Origin of the sequence: Streptomyces sp. NPDC012769 (assembly GCF_042901205.1) — a bacterium.
In the GTDB taxonomy this organism is placed as follows: Bacteria; Actinomycetota; Actinomycetes; order Streptomycetales; family Streptomycetaceae; genus Streptomyces.
The window spans coordinates 339,555-361,797 of the sequence record NZ_JBIBCP010000007.1; the positions used below are offsets into that span (position 1 = coordinate 339,555).

General features: G+C 74.1%; 21 protein-coding genes. 13 read left to right on the forward strand and 8 right to left on the reverse strand.

The window, feature by feature from the left end:
* The first annotated feature begins 63 nt into the window (after positions 1–63).
* Together ACFY7C_RS32780 and ACFY7C_RS32785 are read left to right on the forward strand one after the other, a co-directional pair.
* Positions 64–1,125, forward strand: coding sequence for a phosphotransferase family protein (locus ACFY7C_RS32780; protein WP_389657796.1), 1,062 nt, complete (start codon positions 64–66; stop codon positions 1,123–1,125).
* Between the two features lie 6 nt (positions 1,126–1,131).
* Positions 1,132–2,355 carry an acyl-CoA dehydrogenase family protein gene (locus ACFY7C_RS32785; RefSeq protein WP_389657799.1) on the forward strand — a complete coding sequence of 408 codons (1,224 nt, stop codon included), beginning with the start codon at positions 1,132–1,134 and terminating at the stop codon, positions 2,353–2,355.
* 19 nt (positions 2,356–2,374) lie between these two features.
* On the opposite strand, the gene ACFY7C_RS32790 is transcribed toward ACFY7C_RS32785, so the two are convergent.
* Genes ACFY7C_RS32790 through ACFY7C_RS32800 form a run of 3 tightly spaced genes read right to left on the reverse strand, consistent with a single transcriptional unit; the run spans position 2,375 to position 5,510 of the window.
* Entirely contained in the window at positions 2,375–2,968 is a 594-nt protein-coding gene (locus ACFY7C_RS32790; protein WP_389657802.1) for a TetR/AcrR family transcriptional regulator, read from the reverse strand.
* A gap of 29 nt (positions 2,969–2,997) precedes the next feature.
* Complete coding sequence (locus tag ACFY7C_RS32795) at positions 2,998–4,740, reverse strand: class I adenylate-forming enzyme family protein (protein ID WP_389657805.1); 1,743 nt, start codon at positions 4,738–4,740, stop codon at positions 2,998–3,000.
* On the reverse strand, positions 4,737–5,510 hold the full coding sequence (locus ACFY7C_RS32800; RefSeq protein WP_389657808.1) for an SDR family oxidoreductase: 774 nt from the start codon (positions 5,508–5,510) through the stop codon (positions 4,737–4,739). Before ACFY7C_RS32800 ends, ACFY7C_RS32795 begins: the two co-directional genes overlap by 4 nt.
* A 152-nt stretch (positions 5,511–5,662) precedes the next feature.
* On the opposite strand from ACFY7C_RS32800, the gene ACFY7C_RS32805 reads away from it, so the two are divergent.
* From ACFY7C_RS32805 to ACFY7C_RS32830, 6 genes are all read left to right on the forward strand, one after another.
* On the forward strand, positions 5,663–6,910 hold the full coding sequence (locus ACFY7C_RS32805; RefSeq protein WP_389657811.1) for an exo-beta-N-acetylmuramidase NamZ domain-containing protein: 1,248 nt from the start codon (positions 5,663–5,665) through the stop codon (positions 6,908–6,910).
* Between the two features lie 75 nt (positions 6,911–6,985).
* On the forward strand, positions 6,986–8,344 hold the full coding sequence (locus tag ACFY7C_RS32810; RefSeq protein ID WP_389657814.1) for an erythromycin esterase family protein: 1,359 nt from the start codon (positions 6,986–6,988) through the stop codon (positions 8,342–8,344).
* Between the two features lie 82 nt (positions 8,345–8,426).
* The gene (locus ACFY7C_RS32815; protein ID WP_389657817.1) at positions 8,427–9,647 is read left to right on the forward strand and encodes a serine-threonine protein kinase; all 1,221 of its coding nucleotides are present in this window, start codon (positions 8,427–8,429) and stop codon (positions 9,645–9,647) included.
* Between the two features lie 160 nt (positions 9,648–9,807).
* A complete protein-coding gene (locus ACFY7C_RS32820; protein ID WP_389657820.1) occupies positions 9,808–10,419 on the forward strand; it encodes a hypothetical protein in 612 nt (203 codons plus the stop codon).
* Positions 10,419–11,132, forward strand: a complete 714-nt coding sequence (locus ACFY7C_RS32825; RefSeq protein WP_389657823.1) for a 3-keto-5-aminohexanoate cleavage protein — start codon at positions 10,419–10,421, stop codon at positions 11,130–11,132. The genes ACFY7C_RS32820 and ACFY7C_RS32825 overlap by 1 nt, the downstream gene beginning before the upstream one ends.
* Before the next feature lie 193 nt (positions 11,133–11,325).
* Entirely contained in the window at positions 11,326–12,399 is a 1,074-nt protein-coding gene (locus tag ACFY7C_RS32830; protein ID WP_389657826.1) for an RNA ligase (ATP), read from the forward strand.
* An 89-nt stretch (positions 12,400–12,488) separates the two neighbouring features.
* On the opposite strand, the gene soxR is transcribed toward ACFY7C_RS32830, so the two are convergent.
* Entirely contained in the window at positions 12,489–12,953 is a 465-nt protein-coding gene (gene soxR, locus ACFY7C_RS32835; RefSeq protein WP_389657829.1) for a redox-sensitive transcriptional activator SoxR, read from the reverse strand.
* 105 nt (positions 12,954–13,058) lie between these two features.
* Between soxR and ACFY7C_RS32840 the strand changes: the two genes are divergently transcribed.
* A complete protein-coding gene (locus ACFY7C_RS32840; RefSeq protein WP_389657832.1) occupies positions 13,059–13,520 on the forward strand; it encodes a MaoC family dehydratase in 462 nt (153 codons plus the stop codon).
* On the opposite strand, the gene ACFY7C_RS32845 is transcribed toward ACFY7C_RS32840, so the two are convergent.
* Positions 13,508–14,137, reverse strand: a complete 630-nt coding sequence (locus ACFY7C_RS32845; RefSeq protein WP_389657835.1) for a TetR/AcrR family transcriptional regulator — start codon at positions 14,135–14,137, stop codon at positions 13,508–13,510. The two genes, ACFY7C_RS32840 and ACFY7C_RS32845, sit on opposite strands and share 13 nt — an antisense overlap.
* A 166-nt stretch (positions 14,138–14,303) precedes the next feature.
* Positions 14,304–15,455, reverse strand: coding sequence for an acyl-CoA dehydrogenase family protein (locus tag ACFY7C_RS32850; RefSeq protein WP_389657838.1), 1,152 nt, complete (start codon positions 15,453–15,455; stop codon positions 14,304–14,306).
* Positions 15,456–15,518: 63 nt separating this feature from the next.
* On the opposite strand from ACFY7C_RS32850, the gene ACFY7C_RS32855 reads away from it, so the two are divergent.
* From ACFY7C_RS32855 to ACFY7C_RS32870, 4 genes are all read left to right on the forward strand, one after another.
* Complete coding sequence (locus ACFY7C_RS32855) at positions 15,519–16,205, forward strand: TetR/AcrR family transcriptional regulator (protein ID WP_389657841.1); 687 nt, start codon at positions 15,519–15,521, stop codon at positions 16,203–16,205.
* Positions 16,163–17,572 (forward strand): HEAT repeat domain-containing protein, encoded by a 1,410-nt coding sequence (locus ACFY7C_RS32860; protein WP_389657844.1) that lies wholly within the window; start codon positions 16,163–16,165, stop codon positions 17,570–17,572. Before ACFY7C_RS32855 ends, ACFY7C_RS32860 begins: the two co-directional genes overlap by 43 nt.
* An 18-nt stretch (positions 17,573–17,590) precedes the next feature.
* Positions 17,591–18,286, forward strand: coding sequence for an ArsR/SmtB family transcription factor (locus tag ACFY7C_RS32865; protein ID WP_389657846.1), 696 nt, complete (start codon positions 17,591–17,593; stop codon positions 18,284–18,286).
* 112 nt (positions 18,287–18,398) lie between these two features.
* Positions 18,399–19,316, forward strand: coding sequence for a DMT family transporter (locus ACFY7C_RS32870; protein WP_389657849.1), 918 nt, complete (start codon positions 18,399–18,401; stop codon positions 19,314–19,316).
* A 98-nt stretch (positions 19,317–19,414) separates the two neighbouring features.
* Here ACFY7C_RS32870 and ACFY7C_RS32875 read toward each other — a convergent pair whose 3' ends face one another.
* On the reverse strand, positions 19,415–20,494 hold the full coding sequence (locus ACFY7C_RS32875; RefSeq protein ID WP_389657852.1) for a Zn-dependent alcohol dehydrogenase: 1,080 nt from the start codon (positions 20,492–20,494) through the stop codon (positions 19,415–19,417).
* A 76-nt stretch (positions 20,495–20,570) separates the two neighbouring features.
* Entirely contained in the window at positions 20,571–21,962 is a 1,392-nt protein-coding gene (locus tag ACFY7C_RS32880) for an aldehyde dehydrogenase family protein (RefSeq protein WP_389657855.1), read from the reverse strand.
* Between the last annotated feature and the right edge of the window lie 281 nt (positions 21,963–22,243).

Below are 22,243 nucleotides of genomic sequence, written 5' to 3' on the forward strand. Positions count from 1 at the left end.
GACGACATACCGACTGGTCGGTCATGATGAGGCGACGCCGACCGACCCCGGAGGTACGCCTTCATGAGTTCCGCCCCGCCGCCCGGTTCTCCGCCCGGTTCGCCCGCCGGTTCGCCGCCTCCCGGTCTCGACCCCGAGCGCCTGCGCCGTTTCCTCGACCGCGAGCGGCCCGGGCTCGTCGCCGGCCCGCTCGACGCCCGGCTGATCGAGGGCGGCCGCTCGAACCTGACGTACGTCGTGAGCGACGGGACCGGCCGCTGGGTCGTGCGCCGCCCTCCGCTCGGCCATGTCCTCGCCACCGCCCACGACATGAGGCGCGAGCACCGGGTCATCAGCGCCCTGCACCCCACCGCCGTGCCGGTGCCGGAGACGGTCGTGCTGTGCGAGGACGAGTCGGTGCTCGGCGCGCCCTTCTACGTCATGGAGTTCGTCGACGGCACCCCGTACCGCTCCGCCGCCGAGCTCGCCCCGCTGGGCGCCGACCGCACGCGCCGGGCGGTCCTCGGCCTGGTCGACACCCTCGTCGATCTGCACGCCGTCGACCCGGCCGCCGTCGCGCTCGGGGACTTCGGGCGGCCCGAGGGCTTCCTCGACCGGCAGCTGCGCCGCTGGGGCAAGCAGCTCGCCGCCTCCCGGGGCCGTGAACTGCCGGGCATCGACGAGCTGCACGCGGCCCTCGGCCGCAGCCTGCCGGCCTCCCCCGCACCCACCGTGATCCACGGCGACTACCGCCTCGACAACGTCCTCATCGGCTCGGACGACCGGATCAGGGCCGTCCTCGACTGGGAGATGTCCACCCTCGGCGACCCGCTCACCGACCTCGGCCTGCTGATCATGTACAGCACACCGCTCGGCCTGCCGGACTCGCCGGTCTCCACCACCGCCTCGGCCGCCGGTCACCCCTCCGCCGCCGAGCTGACCGAGCGCTACGCCGCCCGCTCCGGCCGCGACACCGGCGCCCTGTCCTGGTACACGGCGTTCGCGTGGTTCAAGCTCGCCGTGATCCTGGAGGGCATCCACTACCGCTACACCCTGGGCCAGACCGTCGGCGCCGGCTTCGACCGCATCGGCGAACTCGTCCCCGTCTTCATCGAGCACGGCCTCACCACCCTCCAGGAAGGCTGAACCGCCATGGACTTCGCGTTCGACGCCCGCACCGAGGAACTCCGGGCGAAACTCCTCGCCTTCATGGACGAGCACGTGTACCCGGCCGAGGCCGTCGCCCACGAGCAGCGCGCCCGGCTCGCCTCGCCGTGGGACACCCCGGCGGTCGTCGAGGAGCTGAAGGCCGAGGCCAGGCGCCAGGGGTTGTGGAACCTCTTCCTGCCCGACGAGGAGTACGGGGCCGGGCTCACCAACCTCCAGTACGCGCCGCTCGCCGAGATCACCGGCCGCAGCCCCCAGCTCGCGCCCACCGCCCTCAACTGCGCCGCCCCCGACACCGGGAACATGGAGGTGCTCGCCCAGTTCGGCGACGAGGCGCAGAAGAAGCAGTGGCTGCAGCCGCTGCTCGCGGGCGAGATCCGCTCGGCCTTCGCGATGACCGAGCCCGAGGTGGCCTCCTCCGACGCGACCAACATCGAGACCCGGATCCGGCGAGCCTCCGACGACACCGACTCGTACGTCGTCGACGGGCGCAAGTGGTACATCTCCGGGGCGATGAACCCCGACTGCAAGATCTTCATCGTCATGGGCAAGACCGACCCCGACGGCGCCGACATCCGGCGCCAGCAGTCGATGATCCTCGTGCCCCGCGACACCCCCGGCGTCGAGGTGCGGCGCGCGATGCAAGTGTACGGCTACGAGGACCACTCCCACGGCGGCCACGCCGAGGTGGTCTTCGACGGCGTCCGCGTCCCGGCCGCGAACCTGATCGGCGAGGAGGGCGGCGGCTTCGCCATCGCCCAGGCCCGCCTCGGACCGGGCCGCATCCACCACTGCATGCGGCTGATCGGCATGGCCGAGCGGGCCGTCGAGCTGATGTGCCGGCGCGCGGTCTCCCGTACCGCCTTCGGCAAGGCCCTCGCCCAGCAGGGCGTCGTACAGAACTGGATCGCGGACGCCCGGGTCACCATCGAACAGCTGCGGCTGCTCGTCCTGAAGACGGCCTGGCTGATGGACACCGTCGGCAACCGGGGCGCCCACACCGAGATCCAGGCGATCAAGATCGCCACCCCGCGGGCCGTCGTCGACATCATCGACAAGGCCGTCCAGGTGCACGGCGCCGGCGGGGTCTCGCAGGACTTCCCGCTCGCCGAGCTGTGGGCCGGGGCGCGCACCCTGATGCTCGCGGACGGACCCGACGAGGTGCACCAGCGCTCGTTGGCGCGCCGGGAGCTGAAGAAGTACCTGTAGGCGGCCCCGGGGCCCGGCGTTACGGCCGCAGGGCCCGCAGCAGCAGGTCGGCGAGGTGGTCGGCGACCTGCTGCGGGGTGAGCGGGCCGTCGGGGCGGTACCAGGTCGACAGGTGGTGGACGGAGCCGAAGTGGTAGTCGACGACCAGGTCGGCGGGGGTCGCGGCGGAGAACACGCCGGACTGCTGGCCCTCCTCGATCAGGGCGCGGAACCGCTCGTGGTAGCGCCGCCGCTCGGCCCGGACCTGCTTGTTCTTCTCGGGGCTCAAGTGGTGCATCGAGCGGAAGAAGATCGCCGCGTCGTCGAGGTTCTCGATGGTGGTGACGACGACGTCGGCGGCGGCGTCCCGCAGTCGCTCGGCGACCGGCGCGTCCGCGTCGGCGAAGGCGTCGAGCCGCTCCTGCTGGAGGCGCAGGACGCGGGAGTAGACCTCTTGGAGCAGGTCCTCCTTGGAGCCGAAGTAGTGGTAGAGGGCGCCCTTGGTGACGCCGGCCGCCTCGACGATCTCCTGTACGGAGGTCCGGTCGTAGCCCTGCTCGGCGAAGAGCCGGGTGGCGGCGGCGAGGAGCCTCTGGGGGACGGGTGCGCCGTCCCCGTCCGTCGTCCTGGCCATGCTGCGCCGCCTTTCGTTCATGCTGGTGCTCACTTCCGGGACCGCAGGTCCCGCCTGAGGATCTTCCCACTAGTCGTCTTGGGCAGCTCCGGCAGGATCTCGACCTCGCGCGGGTACTTGTACGCGGCGAGCCGCCGCGCGCAGTGGGCGGAGAGCTCTTCGGGCGCCACGGAGGCGCCCGGGCGGAGGCTGACGTACGCCTTGACGGTCTCGCCGCGGTAGGCGTCGGGGACACCGACGACGGCGGCCTCGCGGACGGCCGGGTGGGTGTGGAGGACGTCCTCGACCTCGCGCGGCCAGACCTTGAAGCCGGAGGCGTTGATCATGTCCTTCTTGCGGTCGACGACGTAGAGCCAGCCGTCCTCGTCCATGAACCCGATGTCGCCGGTGCGCAGCTCGCCGTCGGGGAAGGCGGCGGCGGTGGCCTCGGGCAGCCGCCAGTAGCCGGGGACGACCTGGGGCCCGCGGACGGCGATCTCGCCCTGTTCGCCGAAGGGGACCTCGGCGCCGTTCTCGTCGAGGATCCGGACGAGGGTGTCGGGGCCGGGCACGCCGACGGACAGGGTGCCGGTGACGGGGTCGACGGGCGCCTCGTGCTGCGGGGGCACGGAGGCGCAGGGGGCGGTGCACTCGGTGAGGCCGTAGCCGTTGTGGAGGTAGGGGCCGAAGCCGGCGCGGAACCGCTCGACGAGGGCGGGCGGGACGGGGGCGCCGCCCGAGGAGACGACCAGGAAGGAGGAGAAGTGGTCGGGGGTGGCGGCGGGGTGGGCGGCGAGCGCCATGAAGGCGGTGGAGGGGCCGACGGTGTAGGCGGGGCGGTGTTCGAGGAAGGCGTCGAGGACGACGCCGGGCTCGAAGCGGTAGGCGAGGGCGAGGGTGCCGCCGTTGGCGAAGCAGGCGCCGAGCTCGCAGACGAGGCCGGTGATGTGGAAGAGCGGGGCGAGCACGAAGTAGACGGCGCCGGGCGGGACGGGGTGGCCGGTGCGCTGGCGTTCGGCGTTGTGGACGATGCCCCGGTGGAGGTTGAGGGCGCCCTTGGGGGTGCCGCTGGTGCCGGAGGTGTAGCTGATCAGGGCGATGTCGTCGGGGCCGAGGTCACGGCCTTCGGGGGCCGGGTGGCCCGCGCGGGCGACGGCGAGGAGGTCGTCGGTGTCGGTGGGGACGGGGTCGAAGGCGAGGACGCGGGCGTCGTCGCGGGTCTGCAGCTGGCGCTCGTCCGCGGTGAGGGAGACGTGCACGCCGGCCTCGGCGGCGGCGGCGCGGACGTGGCCGTCCCAGGCGCGGTCGGAGCAGATCACGGCGCGGGCGCCCGAGTCGCGCAGGGCGTGGCCGACCTCGGCGGACTTGTACATGGGGTTGAGCGGGACGACGGTGGCGCCGGCCTTCCACGCGCCGAGCAGGGCGAGGACGAAGTGCGGGCTGTTCTGGAGCATGATCGCGACCCGGTCGCCGCGCTCGACGCCGCGGGCGGCGAGGTGTCCGGCGACGGAGTCGGACAGGGCGTCGGCCTCGCGGTACGGGACGCGGTGGTCGAAGTAGGCGAGGGCGGGGTGGTCGGGGGTGCGGTCGGCGGCGGCCCGGAAGGCGTGGAGCAGGGTGGGCGGCGGGTCGATCGGGGCCCGCTGGCCCTCGCTGAGCCGCCCGAGCCAGGGCCTGGCGGCGTAGATCGACCCCGGGGAGCCGTCGCGGCCTCCGTTCGTGATCCCGGAGCCGCCGTCGTCCACGTCCCCGGAGCCGTTGTCCGCGCCGTCGGAGCCGGTGTCCGCGCTCATGCGCCCGCTCCTTCCCACTTCTGCTGGATGTGGTTCATGGTGCCGAGCCACCGCTCGGGGTCGGTCGCCCGGGTGCGGTAGTAGCCGGCGACCTCGGGGTGCGGCAGCACGAGGAAGCGGTCGGCGTCGATGGCGTCGAAGAGGGCGTCGGCGACGTCCTCCGGCTCGATGGCGGTGGGGGCGAGGACGAGTTCGCCGGCCGATCCGGCGGCGGTCAGCATGTCCGTGCGCACGCCCTGCGGGCAGATGGCGTGGACCCTGAGGCCGCGGTGGCGGTAGGTGAGCGAGAGCCACTCGGCGAAGGCGTACGCGCCGTGCTTGGAGACGCTGTACGGGGCGGCGCCGACCATGGTGAGCAGTCCGGCGGCGGAGACGGTGGAGACGAAGCGGCCGGTGCCGCGCTCCAGCCAGTCGGGCAGGAGGGCGCGGGCGGCGCGGACGTGGGCCATCACGTTGACGTCCCAGGCGGCGGCCCAGACGTCCTCGTCGGCGAAGGCGTCGCCGGGCGAGGCGAGTCCGGCGTTGGCGCACCAGATGTCGAGGGTGGCGCCGGTGCCGTCGAGGGCGTCGCGGGCCTCCTCGATGACGGCGGAGGCGTCGCCGGGGACGGCGAGACCGCCGATCTCGTCGGCGACGGCCTTGGTGCGGGCGGGGTCGAGGTCGTTGACGACGACCCGCGCCCCTTCCGCGGCGAACCGGCGGGCGAGTGCGGCGCCGATGCCGCCCCCCGCGCCCGTGACGACCACTCCAGCGCCCTGCACCGTGTTCATCGGCGGCTCACCCTTCCGTTGCGGCTACAGCGGCAGACTAACCAGTCGGTATGTCACAGGGGAAGTCCCCCTGGCACGCCTCGTTCCGCGCGGGGCGGTGGAGCGCTAGCGTGCGTGGCCATGTCAGGGAAGGCGATCAAGGAGGTTTCCCCATGAGCCTGTCCAGACGAGGCCTGCTGGCGGCGGGCGGCGCGCTGGCGGCCGGCACGGCCGCGGCACCTGCCGCGGCCGACGCCCCGGCCGGCCGGGGCCGGCGGGTCCGCACCGGCTTCGAGCGGCTCGCCGCCGACGGGTACGCGGTGCTCGCCGGACAGCGGGTCGGCGTGGTCACCAACCCCACCGGCATCACCGCCCTCTCCCGCCACATCGTCGACGTCATGCACGCCGACGACCGGGTCGACCTGGTCGCCGTGTTCGGCCCCGAGCACGGCTTCCGCGGCACCGCCCAGGCCGGCGGGTCCGAGGGCCGGTACGACGACCCGGCGACGGGACTGCCCGTCTACGACACGTACCTGAAGAGCGGTCGGCCGCTCGCGGACGTCTTCACGGCCTCGGGCGTGGACACGGTCGTCTTCGACATCCAGGACGTCGGCGCCCGCTTCTACACGTACATCTGGACGCTCTACGACTGCATGGCGGCGGCCGCGCTGGCGGGAAAGCGCTTCGTCGTCCTCGACCGGCCGAACCCGGTGACCGGGAGGGCCGCGCTCGGGCCGGTCCTGGACAAGGCGTACGCGACCTTCGTGGGCCGCGAGCCGATCGCGCAGGCGCACGGGATGACGGTGGCCGAGCTGGCCCGGCTGTTCAACGGGGAGTTCCTGACGACACCGGTGCCGCTGGAGACGGTGGCGGTGACCGGCTGGCGGCGCGCCGACTTCTTCGACGCGACCGGGCTGCCGTGGGTGCCGCCGAGCCCGAACATGCCGACTCCCGACACCGCGCTCGTCTACTCCGGGACCTGTCTCTTCGAGGGCACCAACCTCTCCGAGGGCCGCGGCACCACCCGGCCCTTCGAGCTGCTCGGCGCGGAGGGGATCGACGGCCGGTGGGCGGAGGCGGCGAACGCGCTGGAGCTGCCGGGCGTCCGGTTCCGCGAGGCGTACTTCGCGCCGACCTTCTCCAAGTTCCAGGGCCGAACGGTCGGCGGGGTGCAGCTGATGGTGCACGACCGCGCCGCCTTCGATCCCGTACGCACCGGGATCGCGCTCCTCGTCACCGCCCGGCGCACGTGGAGCGGCTTCGCGTGGCGGGCCGACCACTGGATCGACAAGCTGACCGGGTCCGGCCGGGTGCGCACCCTGATCGACGCGGGCGCGCCGGCCGACGAGGTCGTCGGCGCCTGGGAGGAGGACCTCGCGGCGTTCCGCGCGGTGCGGAAGGAGTATCTGATGTACCGCTGAGGGGGGCCTGCCCCCGTGCCCGGTCGGGGGCGTGCGGGATGTTCCCGCACGCCCCGCGGCACGGAGGCTGGGGGCATGAACACCTTCGTACGGCGTCGCCGCCGCTCTCTCGCCACCCTGATCGCCGCCGTGTGCGTGGGCCTGCTCGCGCCCGCCGCCGTCGCGCGGGAGCGGCCGGCCACCGATCCCGCGCGCGACCCGGCCCGGGAACTGGCCGTGACGGCCCGCCCGTTGACCGACACCCGCGCGCTGGAGCGGATCGTCGGCTCGGCGAAGGTCGTCGGCATCGGCGAGGCCACCCACAGCTCGGCCGAGTTCTTCGAGGCCAAACACCGCCTCTTCGAACGGCTCGTGGAGGAGCGGGGGTTCACCACCTTCGCCCTGGAGGCCAACTGGAGCACCGGCCTGCTGATCGACGACTACGTGCGCTTCGGCAAGGGCGACATCCGCAAGATCATGCGGGACGAGTTCCAGAACGCGTACGGCCTGTGGAACACCGAGGAGTACCTGGACCTGTTCACCTGGATGCGACGGCACAACCTGCGCCACCCCGGCCATCAGGTGCGGTTCATGGGCAACGACCTCGGCTACGCGGGCCCCGGCCTCTTCGACGAGGTCACCGGCTATGTGGCCGGCGCCCATCCGGACCTGCTCCCCCGTGTCCGCGACCTCTACCGGTCCTCGCGGCCGGCCGACGGCGTCACGGTCGACGCCTGGATGAACGCCCTGATGGCCAGGCCGCTCGCCGAGCGGCGGGCGATGAAGGCGGACGTGACCCGCGCCCTCGCCCTCCTGGAGCGGCGCGCGCCGGTCGGGAACGACCGCGCGGCGCGCGAGGCGCACGCCTGGGCCGTCCAGCACGCGCGGGCCATCGCGCAGGTCGGCACGGAGTACGCGTACGACCTGGGCACACCGGACGGCGTCGCCGCGGCGATGCTGTACCGCGACCGGGTCATGGCCGAGAACACCGTGTGGTGGCAGCGGCACACCGGCGACCGGATGGTCCTCTCGGCGCACAACGGGCACGTCGGCTACGAGACGACCATGCCCGCCCACTACCCGAAGCTCCAGGGCGCCTTCCTGCGCGACGCGCTCGGCCGGGACTACGTGAGCATCGGCGCCACCTTCGGCAGGGGCTCCTTCAACGCCCATGACACCGAGGCACCCGGCGAACCGGTACGGGTGTTCGATGTGGGGCCGCTCGGCCCGGACAGCAACGAGCACGTCCTCGACCGGGTCGCGTCCCGCCCGTTCCTGCTCGACCTGCGCACGGCGACGCCGGCCGCCCGGCAGTGGCTGTCGACCGCCCGGCCGAGCCGGTCGATCGGTACCGCGTACCCGTGGCCGGGCAGTGTGGCCTCGGTGCGGCCGGCGACCTCGTACGACGCGCTCGTGCACTTCCCGGAGATCTCGGCGGCGCGTCTGCGCCACTGACGACTGGCCGTCCTTCCCGGTGGGAAGGATTCCGAGGCGCCGCGGCCGTGCGGCGGCGCGCCTCGACGCGGAGGGACGGGCCATGACGGTGACGAGTGTCGATCCGTACCGCGAGATCGTCTTCGACAAGGACGGCGACGGCCCGGCCGGCCAGGCGGGCGCGCTCGCCGGCCTGGCCCGGCGCGGGTGCACGGACCTGGTGCTCTTCTCGCACGGCTGGAACAACGCGCCGTCGGTGGCGTCCGGGCTCTTCTCCCGCTTCTTCGCGCCCTTCCCGGGTGTGGCCGCCCCGGGCGCGCGGCTCGGGTACGCGGGGCTCGTGTGGCCCTCGATGATGTTCACCGACGAGCCGGTCCCCGACTACGGGGTGCTCGCCGCGACCGTGCCCGGCCGGACGGCGGTGGTCGCGCGGCTCGCGGAGCTGATCGAGCGGGAACCGGCCGAGGAGGCGGCGTTCGTGGAGTTCGCGGCGCTGCTGCGGCGGCTGACGGACACGGAGGAGGCGCCCGCCGGGGGCGGTGAGGTGCGCGCCGGCACCACCGTGCCCGCGTTCCTGGTCGGGGATCCGCTGACGGTGTACGGGATGTTCGCCGACGCGGCGGAGGGCGGCACCGGCGCCCCGGGCGAGCCGCGGACGGAGGCGCTGTTCGGCCGGGACCGTGTGAAGCGGCTGTGGAAGGGCGCGAAGGAGGCGCTGCGGCAGGCCACGTACTACACCATGAAGCGCCGGGCCGGTGTGGTCGGTGAGCGCGGGCTGGGCCCGCTGCTTGGCGAACTCGCCCGTACGGCCCCGGGGCTGCGGGTCCATCTCGTCGGGCACAGCTTCGGCGCCCGGCTCGTCGCCCACGCCCTGCGCGGGCTGCCCGCGGGCGCCCGGACCGTGAAGTCCGTGACGCTTCTTCAGGGTGCCTTCTCGCACTACGCCTTCGCGGCGCGGCTGCCGCACGAGCCCGGCCACGGCGGGGCCCTGCGGGACCTCCAGAAGCGGATCGACGGGCCGCTGGTGGCCTGTCACTCGCACCGCGACACGGCGCTGCGGGTCTTCTACCCGCTGGCGTCCCGGCTCGCCCGCGACGACGAGTCGCTCCTGGGCCGGGACAACCCGCGCTGGTGGGCGATCGGCTACGACGGTGTTCAGGCCGTACCCGGGACGGCCGCCCTGACGCTGGAGGCGGCGCTGCGGGACGGGCCGCCCGCGTCGGGCTGTGTGAGCGTGGACGGGGCCCGGGTGGTGTCCGAGCACAGCGACATCTGCCATGAGGAGCTGGCCCGGCTGGTGGCGCGGGCGGGCCGCTTCGGCTGAATTTCCCTTGCGTTTCCCTGGAGGTTCCCCGCCGTCCGAGGGTCCTGTTCCGGCCATCCGGTGCCCTTCTCCGCCGCCTGGGAGCAAGTCGATGGAACAGGATCGGTCTCTCGTTCGTCCCTCTCATATCGCCGGTGTGCTAGCGACGGAGGTGGCAGAGATGGCCGGGTTCCGGAGTCTCGCGAGACAGGTCCGCGACCCAGGGAGCGACACGGCGCTGCGGCGGTACTCGCTGCGCAAGTGTCTGGAGCGGTTCGCACCCTACGGTCACCGGGCGACCTGGGACCATCTGTGCCACAGGCACGGGTTCGGTCCCGAGGACCGGGAGGCCGATCCGCGGCGGCTGGTGGCCGCGCTCGAGGAGCTGGAGGCGGCGCGGGCGGTGTGGCTCGCGTACGAGAAGGAGTTCGCCGAGCGGCGGCGGCGCGAGAAACACGGCGGGCTGCGCCGGCCGGGCGGGCTCGACGAGTGGCACCGCAGGATCTGGGGTGGCAACGGGGTGGCCCGCTGCGACGATCCGGCGCACCACCCGACCGAGCCGCTGCCGGAGGTGGTGGGCCGGCTGGTCGACGCGCTGCGGCGCGGGCCGGGCGAGCGCTGCCCGGTGTGCGCGGGGCCGCGGATCGAGTGGCGCTCGGAGCTGAGGGACGAGCCGTGGTTCGGCCCGGTGTGCGAGGACTGCGGGGTGCTGATACCGCGGGCCGTGCTGACGCCTCGGGCCCTGGCCAGGACCCGTGGTGAGCGGTCGCCCCGGCTGGCCTCGGTGGCCTGATGCTCCAGGTCTGTCTCAACGGGGGCCGCGGGCCCGGGGAGTCGGCGGCGGTGCCGATGACCCCGGTCGCGATGGCCGAGGCAGCGGCGGCGGCCGTCGCCGCCGGGGCGGACGACGTGCACGTCCACCCCAAGACGCCCTGCGGGAGCGACACGCTCTCGCCGCGGGTGCTCGCCGACACGCTGGCCGCGATCCGCGCGGCCGTGGACGTGCCGGTCGGAGTGACGACGGGTGTGTGGGCCGAGCCCGATCCGGTCCGTCGGCTGGCGCGGGTGCGCTCCTGGACGGTGCTGCCGGACCGCGCGGCGGTCAACTGGCACGAGCCGGGCGCGGAGGCCCTCGCGTCGGCCCTGCTGGGGCGGGGCGTCGCCGTCGAGGCGGTGCTGCGCTGGGACACCGACGGCCCGGCCCGCTTCCTGCGTTCGTCCGTGGCCCCGCGGGTGCTGCGGATCGTCGCCGAGGCCGGCTCGGAATCCTCGGCCCTCGCGCTCCTGGCGGCCCTGTCCCGCTCCCCGCACGCCCGCCCGGTGCTGCTGCACGGCAGGGACGCCGCCGCCTGGCCGCTCCTCCGCCTCGCCCGCCGTCAGGGCCTGGCGGCCCGCATCGGCCTGGAGGACACGCTGTTCCTCCCGGACGGCTCGCCGGCCCGGACCAACGCTCAGCTGGTCTCGGCGGCGCTCGCGGAGCCGGCTTCGGCGACGGTCTCGGCGTAGGCGAACCGGGCGGGGACGGGCCGGGGCGACCGGACGGGGTCCGCTCGGGGCTGTCCGGACGGCGAAGAGATCGACACTAGCAGCCAACAAAACGCTCGCCCAGGGGAATTCGGCCCGGCAGAGTGTGCGGCGATGACCACGCGAACGAAACCGCGACCGCCATCGCACTCGACCGAGCGACCGGAGAACTGACATGTCGACGCTGCGCGTCACCGCCGAGACCCTGACCGTCCACGACCACCCGAACGCCGACGCGCTGGAGCTCGCGCAGGTCGGCCTCTACCGTGCGGTGGTCGCCAAGGGGATGTACCGGACCGGTGACGTGGCGCTCTACATTCCGGAGCAGGCGGTGCTGCCGCCCGGCCTGGTCGACGAGCTCGGGCTCACCGGGCGGCTGGCCGGGAAGGCGTCGAACCGGGTCAAGGCGGTGCGGCTGCGCGGTGAGTTGTCGCAGGGGCTCGTGTGCCGGCCGAAGGCGCTCGACGGTGTGGACCTGAAGCAGGCGGCCGCGGACGGGACCGACTTCGCGGAGCTGCTCGGGATCACCAAGTGGGCGCCGCCGATCCCGCCGACGATGAGCGGGGACGTGGAGGCCGCGCCGGACCTGCTGCCGTGGGTGGACATAGAGAACCTGCACCGTTTCCCGGACGTCTTCGAGCCGGGCGAGCCGGTCGTCCTCACCGAGAAGCTGCACGGCACGGCCTGTCTGGTCACGTATCTCGCCGGTGAGGGCCGGGTCCTCGTCTCCTCCAAGGGCTTCGGCGCCAAGGGCCTGGCCCTGAAGGAGGATCCGCGCAACCTGTACTGGCGCGCGGTCCTCGGGCACGGCCTGCCCGCCGTCGCGGCCCGGCTCGCCGAGCGCCTGGGCGCGACCCGCGTCGGACTGTTCGGCGAGGTGTACGGGGCCGGGGTGCAGGACCTGGCGTACGGGGCGAACGCCCGCGCCGAGGACGGCCTCGGGTACGCACTGTTCGACGTGTCCGCCGAGATCGACGGTCAGGTCCGCTGGCTGGACCCGGCCGAGATCCTGGAGCCGGGCGAGCTGCCGCTCGTGCCACGGCTGCACACGGGACCCTTCGACCTGGACACGGTCCTCGCGCTGGCGAGCGGCGGGGAGACGGTCTCCGGCCGTGAACTGCACCTGCGCGAGGGGCTCGTGATCCGTCCGGTGACCGAGCGCTACAGCCCGGTCCTCGGCGGCCGCGCGATCGCGAAGGCGGTCAGTCCGGCGTATCTGACCCGCAAGGGCGGCACCGAGTACGAGTGACGTACTCGCCGTGATCCGAGCAGGGGCCCGTCCACGGGGGTGGCGGGCCCCTGCTCCTTTTCCAGAGCCGTCGTGGGGCCGAACACGGACTAGGAGTCCTTGCGCTCCGGCATCAGGCGCGAGCCGGTGAGGCGTTCGCCGAAGACGTCGTCCGGGTTGGACAGCACGCAGTTCTCCAGGGACAGGCAGCCGCAGCCGATGCAGTCCGTCAGATGGTCCCGCAGCCGGCCGAGCTGCTTGATCCGCTCGTCGAGCTCGGTGCGCCACGCCGCCGACAGCCGCGCCCAGTCCTCGTTCGTGGGGGTGCGCTCCTCGGGGAGTTCGGCGAGGGCGTCGCGGATGGTGGCGAGGGGGATGCCGACCCGCTGGGCGGCGCGGATGAAGGCGACCCGACGCAGGGTGTCACGGCTGTAGCGGCGCTGGTTGCCGCTGGTCCGGCGGCTGCTGATCAGGCCCTTGGTCTCGTAGAAGTGCAGGGCCGAGACGGCCGCCCCGCTGCGCGCGGAGACCTGGCCGACGGTGAGTTCATGGATCTTCTCGGGAATCTGCGGCACTCGGCCGAGCCTACGTCAGGGCCGTTCCGGTCCGTTGACAGGAGGCCGCCCGCCCCACATGCTGAGCAAGCGCTTAGAAACTTCCATACGAGAGGGAGCGGGAACATGGCCGAGCCGAGGATCTTCACCTCCGCCGAGGAGCTCCGCGCCGGGGTCGGCGAGCCGTTGGGGTACAGCGACTGGCTGGAGATCGAGCAGAAGCGGATCGACCAGTTCGCGGACGCCACCGGGGACCACCAGTGGATCCACGTCGACCCGGAGCGCGCCGCCGCGGGCCCGTTCGGGAGGACGATCGCGCACGGCTACCTGACGCTGTCCCTGCTGCCGACGCTGGTCCCGCAGATCATGCGCGTCGAGGGCATGAAGATGGGCATCAACTACGGCACCAACAAGGTCCGCTTCCCCGCCCCCGTGCCGGTCGGCTCGCGGCTGCGCGCCACGGCGGTGCTGACCGAGGTCACGGAGGCCGGCGGCGGCGTGCAGGTGACGGCGACGGTGACCGTGGAGCGCGAGGGCGGCGACAAGCCGGTGTGCGTCGCCGAGTCGGTCTCCCGCTACTTCTTCTGAGCGCCGACCATCCTGAGCACGAGGTCGGCGTAGAGCGCGCCGACCTCGTCGGGCGTGCGGCGGCCCTGGGTGTTGAACCAGCGTGCGACGTCGATGCAGAGGGAGAGCACCGCGACCGTCGTGCCGGGCACGTCGGGGACGTCGAACTCGCCCGCCGCCACGCCCTCGTTGATGATCCGGCGCACGGTGGCGTCCGACTCGCGGCGCAGCGCCACGATCTCGGTGCGGTGCTCGGGGCCGAGGGCGTCGAGCTCGTACTGCACGACCCGGGCGGTGGTGTGCCGCTCGGCGTGCCAGCGGACGAAGGACCGTACGGCGTCGCCGAGCCGCTCGGCGGCCGTGCCCTCGCCGTCGGCGGCGGCACGCAGGATCTCCAGGGCCTTGTCGTGGCCGATCCGGCTGATCCGGTGGAGCAGCTCTTCCTTGGTCTTGTAGTGGATGTAGAGCGCGGCCGGGCTCATGCCGGCCCGGCCCGCGATGTCCCGGGTGGTGGTGGCGTGGTAGCCGCGCTCGGCGAACGCCTCGACGGCCGCGACCAGCAGGCGCCGGGCGGCCTCGGGCGTGACCTCGCCCCACGGCATGTCCTCGCCGCCGGGCGTCTCCTCCGCCGCGCTCATCGCACACTCCTTCTCGGGCCGTCCAGGACGAACACCATACAACGAAGGTGAGCAAGCGCTTAGGGTCTTCACGCGGGGCCCGGTCGGCCCGGCCGACGATCCGCCCCGCCCCCGCCGGTCGCGGACGACCTCGGCGAGGATCTCGAAAGGCCGGGCCGGCCGCCGCTCAGAAGGCCGAGACCCCCGTCAGCGCCCGCCCGATGATGAGCTTCTGGATCTGGCTGGTGCCCTCGTAGAGGGTCATCACGCGGGCGTCCCGCAGCAGCTTGCCGACCGGGTACTCGTCGATGTAGCCGTAGCCGCCGAAGACCTGCAGGGCGTTGTTCGCGGAGCGGACGGCGGCCTCCGAGGCGTACAGCTTCGCCTTGGACGCGGCGGTGGCGAAGTCCTGGCCGCGGTCGATCAGGTCGGCGACCCGCCAGGTGAGCAGCCGGGCGGCGTCCACGTCGACGGCGATGTCGCTGATGAGCTCCTGGACCAGCTGGTACGAGGCGATGGGCTTGCCGAACTGCTCGCGCTCCCCGGCGTAGCGCACCGCCGCGTCGAGGGCGGCCTGGGCGATGCCGACACAGCCGGCGGCGACCGACATCCGGCCCTTGGCGAGGGCGGACATGGCGACGGAGAAGCCCTTGCCCTCGGGGCCGAGCAGCGCGCCCGCGGGGACGCGGACGTCCTCCAGGACCAGTTCGGCGGTGGCCTGGCCGCGCAGGCCGAGCTTGCCGTGGATGGCGCGGCGGGTGAGGCCGGGGGTGTCGGCGGGGACGAGGAAGGCGGAGACGCCCCGGTGGCCGGGGGCGTCTCCGGTGCGGGCGAAGAGCAGCACGACGTCGGCCCAGGTGCCGTTGGTGATGAACATCTTGCTGCCGTTGATCACGTACGTGTCGCCGTCGCGGACCGCGCGGGTGGCGAGATTCCCCGCGTCGGAGCCGGTGCCCGGCTCGGTGAGGCCGAAGCAGCCGACGGCGTCGCCGGAGGTGAGCCGGGGCAGCCAGGTCCGCTTCTGCTCCTCGTTCCCCCAGGAGGCGATGGTCTTGGTGACCAGGCCGAGGGAGACGGAGACGATGCCGCGGACCGAGGAGTCGCCGCGGCCCAGCTCCTCGGTGACAAGACAGTAGGAGAGGTGGTCGCCGCCGGAGCCGCCGTACTCCTCGGGGACGGTCAGACCGAGGAAGCCGACGGCGCCGAGCTTCTTCACGATCGACTTGTCGACGTTCTCGGCGCGGTCCCACGCGACGACGTGCGGGGTGACCTCGCGGGCGACGAAGTCCTCCGCGAGCTGCCGTACGGCCTGCTGCTCCTCGCTCAGCGCCAGATCCACCGTGCCACCTCACCGGTTTAATTACCACTGCTAGTTTTCGTGTCCACGCCTACTATGTGCGCCATGGCCCGACCGCGCAAGCCCCTCCTCAGCCGAGAACGCATCGTCGAGACGGCGGGAGCACTCGTGGACGCCGAGGGCCTCGCCGCCCTCTCGACCCGGCGGCTCGCGGCCGAGCTGGGCGTGAGCGGGCCCAGCCTCTACAACCACTTCCGCACCAAGGACGAGATCCTGGACGCGGTCGCGGACGCGGTCAGCGCGAAGGTCGACCTGTCGATGTTCGACCCGGACGACCCGCGGGACTGGCGCACGGCGCTCCACGACTGGGCGGTCTCCTACCGCGCCGCCCTCGCCGACCACCCGCAGATCGTCCCGGTCCTCGCCCAGGGCCCGGGCCGCCGCCCGGCCGGCCTGAAGGTCGCCGACGCGGTCTTCGGCGCGATGGTCCGCGCGGGCTGGCCGCCCGCCCAGGCCACGTACATCGGCGCGCTCATGCGCTACTTCGTCACCGGCTCCGCCCTCGGCTCCTTCGCCCGCGGATTCGTCGACGACGAGACCGCCTACGACCCCGCGGACTACCCCCACCTCGGCCAGGCGCACCTGCTCGCGGAGCGGCGTGAGAAGGTCGACCGGGGGGCGTTCGAGACCGGGCTGCGGGCGCTGCTCGACGGGCTGGCGCTGCAGTACGAGGCGGGGGTGCGGGGTACGTGGAGCGGGCAGACCAGGCAGGACGCGACGAGCGACTCGTAGCGGCGGTCGGGACCGGGGACGCGGACGAGGTCCGGCGCCTGCTGGAGGCGGGCGCGGACCCGGACACCGCCGGGGAGGACGGGCTGCCGGTGCTGTGCGCGGCCGTGACGGCGTACGACGCGGCGGTGACCGAGCTCCTGGTGGACCACGGAGCCGACCCGGACCGGCCGCTGCCGGACGGGACGACCCCGCTGTCGCGGGCGGTCGAGGGCGGCTCGCCCGCCGTCTTCCACGCCGCCCTGGACCGGGACCCTGGCGAGCGGCTCCCGCGGGCCGAGCGGGAACGGCTGCTCCGACTCGCCCGCGCCTGGTACGAGACGGGCGCCGAGGCCGGACTGCGGCGCCGGACGGGCGCGTCGGGGCCGGCCGAGACGGTGCGGATCCCGGACGACGAGGACGGCACCGTCGACCGGGTGTCGCTCGGCGGGCTGACCGTCCGGGCCGGGCACGGCGCGATCCTGACCTCGCTGGAACGCTTCTTCGGGGTCGAGACGCCGCCGGAGGTGCTGATGGCGCGGGCGCTCGCCGACCCGGACCCGCACCATGTGGACCGGGCGGCCGTCCTCTACCCCCTGGGTCTGCGGCACGGCCGGGAGACCTGGTCGGCGGTGCTCGCCGCCGACCACCCGTCCGAGCGCGACCGCCGGCTGTTCGCGCTCCGGCTGCTGCGGTACGCCGACGTCCTCCACATGGTGAGCGACCGGCCGTACGACCGCACGGAAGAGGCGGAACGCCTCGCCGCCTGGGCGCTCGACGAGAGCGACCCGAAGGTCCTGTGGGAGATCCTCGACCTCTACGTCGGCCTGGGGCACCCCCAGGAGGAGTCGATCGCCCTCCGGCTCGCCGGTCATCCCGACCCCGACGTCCGGGCCTCGCTGCCCGTCGCCCTCGGCGACGCCTCGGGTCTGGGCCCGAAGGCCGACCGCGCCCTGTTCGCGTTCGTCCGCGACCCCGACCCGACCGTGCGCGCGTCCACCACCGGGTGTCTCGACCACTGGCGGAGGCACGCCGCCGAGGCGGGGCGGCCCGCCGACGCCGCCCGGTTCGCCGAGACGCTGCTCGGCCTGGCCCGGGACCCCGACCCGGGCGTCCGGGGCGCGGTCGCGCAGACGCTGGCCGCGAGCCGCGACCGCTCCCCCGCCGCCGCGGACACGCTGTGGCGGCTGCTCGACGAGGAGGACCGACTGGTGCGCCTGGAGGCCGCCTACGGGCTCGCCCGGCGTCATGATCCGCGCACGGAGGAGGCGTACGAGCGGGTGGGCCGGCTCCCCTGGGACGCGTTCTCGCTCGGGGAGGACCACCGGCTGCTCGCGCTGCGTTCCTACCGGGCGGGCCGGGACGACGGTTCGGCGCCGGCCGACACATGAGTGCGGCACCCTGATCGCATGGCTCCCAAAGACCTCGCCGCCCTCGCGGCCCTCTTCGCCGACGAGACCCGCGCCGCCTTCCTCCTGGCCCTGCTCGACGGGCGGGCCTGGACGGCCGGGGAGCTGGCCCGGCACGCGCGGGTGGCGCCGTCCACCGCCAGTGAGCACCTCGGCAAGCTGGTCGCGGGCGGGGTGCTCGCCGAGGCGCGGCAGGGCAGGCACCGGTACGTACGGCTCGCCGACGCGGGGATCGCCCACCTCGTCGAGGACCTCGCCGCCCGCTCCGGGCCGGCCGTGCCCGAGGCACCGCGCGGTCTGCGGGCCGTGAGCGCCGGGCAGGCGATGGCGCGCGGACGGACCTGCTACGACCATCTCGCCGGACGGCTCGGGATCGCCGTCACGGAGGCGATGACCGAGCGCGGACTGCTGCGCCAGGACACCGGGTTCGCGCTCACCGACGCCGGGCTCGCCTGGTTCGAGGAGCTCGGCACCCCCCTCGCCCCCCAGGGGCGGCGGCCCGTCGCGCGCGGCTGTCTGGACTGGACCGAACGCAAGCCGCACCTCGCCGGGCTCGCGGGAGCGGCCCTGTGCCGACACGCGATGGACGCCGGGTGGTGCGTACGGATCGGGTCGGAGCGCGCGGTGAAGGTGACCCCGGACGGGGAGCGGGCGCTGCACGCGGCCCTGGGCATCGAGCCGGCGGCCCTGCGCTGATCCCCTCGGCGGGGCGGGCCCCGGGCGATATTGCGGTGAACGCCACGGCGGGGCGCGGGCCCCGGGCGATATTGCGGTGAACGCCGAACGGTCCGCGCCCTACGGTCGTCCCATGCCGAACCGAACCTCCCGTCTCGCGCTCGCCGCCGCCGGTGTCACCGTCGTCCTGTGGGCCTCCGCCTTCGTCTCCATCCGCAGCGCGGGGGCCGCCTACTCCCCCGGCGCCCTCGCCCTCGGACGGCTCCTCGCCGGGTCCCTCGTCCTCGTGGCCGTCCTCCTGATACGGCGCGAGGGGCTGCCGCCGCGCGCCGCCTGGCCGGGCATCGTGACCTCGGGGCTGCTGTGGTTCGGGGTGTACATGGTGGTACTGAACTGGGGCGAGCAGGAGGTCGACGCGGGCACGGCCGCGATGGTCGTCAACATCGGCCCGATCCTGATCGCCCTGCTCGGCGCCAGGTTCCTGAAGGAGGCCCTGCCGCCGCGGCTGCTCGCCGGGATGGGCGTGTCCTTCGCGGGCGCGGTGGCCGTCGGCCTGTCGATGTCCGGCTCCGGGCAGGGGCACGCCTCGGTGCTCGGCGTGGTGCTCTGTCTGCTCGCGGCGATCGCGTACGCCGGTGGTGTCGTCGCCCAGAAGCCGGCGCTGGCGCACGGCAGCGCGCTGCAGGTGACCACCTTCGGCTGTCTGGTCGGCACGGCGGCCTGTCTGCCGTTCGCCGGGCAGCTCGTCGAGGAGGCGGGCCGGGCCCCGCTGTCGGCGACCCTCAACATGGTCTATCTCGGTGTCTTCCCGACCGCCCTCGCCTTCACCACCTGGGCCTACGCCCTGGCCCGTACGACGGCGGGCCGGATGGGCGCGACGACGTACGCGGTGCCGGCCCTGGTGGTGCTGATGGCGTGGCTGGTGCTCGGCGAGCTGCCGGGGCTCCTGACGCTGGCCGGCGGCGCGCTGTGCCTGGCGGGCGTGGCGGTGTCCCGGTCCCGGCCGAAGACCCCCGCGGTGCCTTCGGCCGGGACGGCGGACGCGACCTGACGGCTCGGGCGACGGACGCGACCTGCCGTCCCGGCCGGCGGACGCGACCTGACGGCCGGGACGGACGGATCTTCCGTACGAGCCCGAGATCGCCCCCCCTAGAACACGACCAGAGCGCGGCCGCCCTTGCCCGCGAGCATGTTGTCGAAGGCGCCCGGGATGCCGTCCAGGGTGATCCGCTCGGTGACCAGGGCGCTCAGGTCGAGGCGGCCGGCGCGGATGTGCTCGGCGAGGACCGGCAGGTCCTCGGCCGGGTTCGCATTGCCGTAGACGCAGCCGGACAGGGTGCGGCCCCAGTGGAAGATCTCCAGGGCGTGGAACGTGACCTGCTGGTCCTTGCCGCCGATGCCGACGACCGTGGTGCGGCCGCCGCGCCGGGTGGAGTCCCAGGCGGTACGGATGGTGGCGGCGCGGCCGACGCACTCGACGGCCGCGTCGACGCCGTGACCGCCCGTCAGCTTGCGGATCTCCTTGGGGGTGGTCTCGGAGGCGACGACGTACTCGGTGGCCCCGGCGGCCCGGGCCAGGGCCTCCTTCTCGGGCGAGACGTCGACGGCGACGATCGTCGAGGCCCCGGCGATCCGGGCGGCCTGGAGGGTGGCGAGGCCCACCCCGCCGACGCCGAAGACGGCGACGGACTCCCCCGCCCTGACCCGGGCGGAGTGGTGGACCGCGCCCCAGCCGGTGAGGACGGCGCAGCCGAGCAGGGCGGCCTCGGTGAGCGGGACGCCGTCCGGCACGGGCAGCACGCAGTTGCCGGCGACGACGGTCTCCTCGGCGAAGGCGGCCACGTTGAGGCCGGGGTGCAGCTCGGTGCCGTCCTCGGTGCGGGCGTGCACGTTCGCGGAGCCGGTCAGCGCGTCGGCGCAGAGCCAGACCTCGCCGAGCCCGCAGTGGTGGCAGGCGCCGCAGGACGGCGCCCAGTTGAGGACGACGCCGTCGCCGGGGGCGACATGGGTGACGCCCTCGCCGACGGAGACGACGGTGCCCGCGCCCTCGTGGCCGAGGACGGCGGGGACGGGCACCCGCATGGTGCCGTTGGACAGCGACAGGTCGGAGTGGCACACGCCGGCGGCGGCGAGGCGGACGCGGACCTGGCCGGGGCCGGGCTCGGGCAGTTCGATGCCGGTGATCTCCAGGGGAGAGCCGACGGCGGGCAGGACGGCGGCGCGGATCACGCGTGGGGCTCCTTCGGTGAGTACGGCGCTCGGAGCCGCGCGGACCGGGCACCGCGGGACCGAGCGCCGCGGGGACTCAGAACTGCAGGGACTTGGTCTGGAGGTACTCGGCGAGGCCGTGCGCGCCGAGCTCGCGGCCCACGCCGGACTGCTTCCAGCCGCCGAACGGCGCCAGCGGGTTGAAGCGGCCGCCGTTGATGTCGACCTGGCCGGTCTCCATGCGTCGGGCGAAGGCGACGGCCTCCTCCGGCTCGCCCCAGACGGCGCCGGCGAGCCCGTAGACGGTGCCGTTGGCGATGGCGAGGGCGTCGGCCTCGTCCTCGTAGCGGATGATCGAGATGACCGGGCCGAAGATCTCCTCCTGGGCGATGGTCATCTCGGGGGTGACGTCGGCGAAGACGGTCGGGGCCACGTAGTAGCCGGTCTCGCGCGGGGCCTCGGGGCCGCCGGCGACGATCCGGGCGCCCTCGGCGACGCCCTGCTCGATGTAGCCGCGGACCCGGTCGCGCTGGCGGGCGTTGACCAGGGGGCCGACGCGCTCGCCGGGGACGTACTTGGTGACGGCCTCGGCGGCCAGCCGGACCGCCTCGTCGTACTGGTCGCGGTGGACCAGCATCCGGGTCCAGGCGCTGCAGGTCTGGCCGGAGTTGGACATGACGTTGGCGACGCCGACGGCGACGGCCTTGGCGAGGTCGGCGCCGGGCAGGATCACGTTGGCGGACTTGCCGCCGAGTTCGAGGGCGACCCGCTTGACCGCGCCGCCGGCGAGGGCGCCGATCCTGCGGCCGACGGCGGTGGAGCCGGTGAAGGAGACGAGGTCGACGTCGGGGTGCTCGGCGAGGGCCTGTCCGGCGACCGTGCCGAGGCCGGTGACGAGGTTGAACACGCCGGCCGGGACGCCGGCCTCGTGGACGGCCTCGGCGAAGAGCTGGGCGGTGAGCGGGGTGTCCTCGGCGGGCTTGAGGACGATCGCGCAGCCGGCGGCGAGGGCCGGGGCGACCTTGGCGACGATCTGGTGGAGCGGGTAGTTCCACGGGGTGATCGCGGCGACCACGCCGACCGGCTCGGAGTAGACGGTCGAGTTGCCGACCTTCTCCTCGAAGGGGTGGGTGGCGGCGAGTTCGGCGTAGGAGCCGGCGACGGCGATCGGCAGCCCGGTGTGCACGGCGGCGGCGAGCTGGGGCGGGGCGCCGAGCTCGGTGGTGACGGTGGCGGCTATCTCCTCGGCGCGGGCGGCGAGGGCGTCGCGCAGGGCGGTGAGCCGGGCGGCGCGCTCGGCGGGCGGGGTGGCGGCCCAGCCGGGGAAGGCGGCGCGGGCGGCCCGTACGGCGGCGTCGACGTCCTCGGCGGTGCCGGCCGGGACGTGGCCGACGACCTGCTCGGTGGCCGGGTCGATCACCGCGATCGTCTCCGGGGAGGCGGCGGGGCGCCACTCCCCGCCGATGTACATCGCGTCGTGGGCCTTCATCCGCTGTCTCTCCTCGCCTGTCGGGGCACGGGCACACCCAAACTAGCGCTGTTAGTTTTCCGGCGCCAGGCCCCTCCCGCCCGACGGAATCCCGTGCGGACTCGATACGGACCCGTACAGACCCCGTGCGGACCGATCCTCACCCGTCGGCGCCCGCCCTGTCCACGGCCCGCCCGGACGGCACCGGCGCCCGTGAACTGGCGGATTCCCCCTCGCCCGGGAGGGAGGCACGGCGGAGCGGCCGTGGCCGGCGGGCGCGCGAGGGGCGTGGTCCGCCGGGG

Excerpts from the sequence above, each read along its gene's own strand:
- ACFY7C_RS32840 (WP_389657832.1), top strand. The coding sequence starts at position 13,059 with ATGGCCGAGCCGAGGATCTTCACCTCCGCCGAGGAGCTCCGCGCCGGG.
- ACFY7C_RS32820 (WP_389657820.1), top strand. The coding sequence starts at position 9,808 with ATGGCCGGGTTCCGGAGTCTCGCGAGACAGGTCCGCGACCCAGGGAGC.
- ACFY7C_RS32790 (WP_389657802.1), bottom strand. The coding sequence starts at position 2,968 with ATGGCCAGGACGACGGACGGGGACGGCGCACCCGTCCCCCAGAGGCTC.
- ACFY7C_RS32870 (WP_389657849.1), top strand. The coding sequence starts at position 18,399 with ATGCCGAACCGAACCTCCCGTCTCGCGCTCGCCGCCGCCGGTGTCACC.
- ACFY7C_RS32810 (WP_389657814.1), top strand. The coding sequence starts at position 6,986 with ATGAACACCTTCGTACGGCGTCGCCGCCGCTCTCTCGCCACCCTGATC.
- ACFY7C_RS32865 (WP_389657846.1), top strand. The coding sequence starts at position 17,591 with ATGGCTCCCAAAGACCTCGCCGCCCTCGCGGCCCTCTTCGCCGACGAG.
- ACFY7C_RS32825 (WP_389657823.1), top strand. The coding sequence starts at position 10,419 with ATGCTCCAGGTCTGTCTCAACGGGGGCCGCGGGCCCGGGGAGTCGGCG.
- ACFY7C_RS32785 (WP_389657799.1), top strand. The coding sequence starts at position 1,132 with ATGGACTTCGCGTTCGACGCCCGCACCGAGGAACTCCGGGCGAAACTC.
- ACFY7C_RS32830 (WP_389657826.1), top strand. The coding sequence starts at position 11,326 with ATGTCGACGCTGCGCGTCACCGCCGAGACCCTGACCGTCCACGACCAC.
- ACFY7C_RS32815 (WP_389657817.1), top strand. The coding sequence starts at position 8,427 with ATGACGGTGACGAGTGTCGATCCGTACCGCGAGATCGTCTTCGACAAG.
- ACFY7C_RS32855 (WP_389657841.1), top strand. The coding sequence starts at position 15,519 with ATGGCCCGACCGCGCAAGCCCCTCCTCAGCCGAGAACGCATCGTCGAG.
- ACFY7C_RS32880 (WP_389657855.1), bottom strand. The coding sequence starts at position 21,962 with ATGAAGGCCCACGACGCGATGTACATCGGCGGGGAGTGGCGCCCCGCC.
- ACFY7C_RS32805 (WP_389657811.1), top strand. The coding sequence starts at position 5,663 with ATGAGCCTGTCCAGACGAGGCCTGCTGGCGGCGGGCGGCGCGCTGGCG.
- ACFY7C_RS32780 (WP_389657796.1), top strand. The coding sequence starts at position 64 with ATGAGTTCCGCCCCGCCGCCCGGTTCTCCGCCCGGTTCGCCCGCCGGT.
- ACFY7C_RS32795 (WP_389657805.1), bottom strand. The coding sequence starts at position 4,740 with ATGAGCGCGGACACCGGCTCCGACGGCGCGGACAACGGCTCCGGGGAC.
- ACFY7C_RS32800 (WP_389657808.1), bottom strand. The coding sequence starts at position 5,510 with ATGAACACGGTGCAGGGCGCTGGAGTGGTCGTCACGGGCGCGGGGGGC.
- ACFY7C_RS32845 (WP_389657835.1), bottom strand. The coding sequence starts at position 14,137 with ATGAGCGCGGCGGAGGAGACGCCCGGCGGCGAGGACATGCCGTGGGGC.